The sequence below is a fragment of the Amycolatopsis ultiminotia genome, assembly GCF_039536925.1.
Lineage (GTDB): Bacteria > Actinomycetota > Actinomycetes > Mycobacteriales > Pseudonocardiaceae > Amycolatopsis > Amycolatopsis ultiminotia.
Genome location: NZ_BAAAZN010000059.1, coordinates 1 through 849, shown reverse-complemented (window position 1 = coordinate 849; position 849 = coordinate 1). Strand labels below are relative to the sequence as shown.

Below are 849 nucleotides of genomic sequence, written 5' to 3'. Positions count from 1 at the left end.
GGCCGGGTCGGGTCGGGTTTTTGTTTGCTGGTCAGGGTAGTCAGCGGGCGGGGATGGGGCGTGCGTTGTATGCGTCGAGTTCGGTGTTTGCGGGGGCGTTTGATGAGGCGTGTGGTTTGGTTGAGGCGGAGTTGGGGTGTTCGGTTCGGGAGGTGGTGTTGGGTGATGGTGTGGATGGGCGTGCGGATGAGACGTTGTTTGCGCAGGCGGGGTTGTTTGCGGTGGAGGTTGGGTTGGTTGCGTTGTTGGCGGAGTGTGGTGTTCGGCCGGGTGCGGTGGCTGGGCATTCGGTGGGGGAGGTTGCGGCGGCGTATGTGGCTGGGGTGTTGTCGTTGGCGGATGCGGCGAGGTTGGTGGCGCATCGTGCGCGGTTGATGCAGGGGTTGCCGGGTGGTGGTGCGATGGCGGCAATCGGCGTCGCGGAGGTGGATGTCGAGCTGCCTGAAGGGGTTTCGGTGGCTGCGGTGAATGGTCCGGGTTCGGTGGTGGTTTCTGGTGATGGGGATGTGGTTGAGGGGTTGGTTGAGCGGTATCGTGGGTTGGGTTGTCGGGTGCGGATGTTGCGGGTGAGTCATGCGTTTCATTCGTATCGGATGGATCCTGTGTTGGATGAGTTGGCGGTGGTGGCGGGGAGTCTGGCGTTCGAGAGTCCGCGTATTCCGTGGGTTGGTGCGTTGGATGGTGCGTTGGTCGAAGTTCCGGCGGCGGGTTATTGGCCGGCGCAGGCTCGTCAGGCGGTGCGGTTTGGTGATGCGGTTGAGTCGTTGGCTGCGCAGGGTGTTTCGGTGTTTCTGGAGATCGGGCCGGACGGCACGCTGTCGTCGATGGGCCCGGCAGTGCTGCCCGACG

The 849-nt window shown here is 63.8% G+C and carries 1 protein-coding gene; it reads left to right on the top strand.

Annotated features, from left to right (window positions below; translation table 11 throughout):
* Nucleotides 1-53 precede the first annotated feature (53 nt).
* Nucleotides 54-849, top strand: a 796-nt coding sequence (locus ABD793_RS42540; RefSeq protein WP_344869573.1) for an acyltransferase domain-containing protein, incomplete at its 3' end; no start/stop codon positions are given.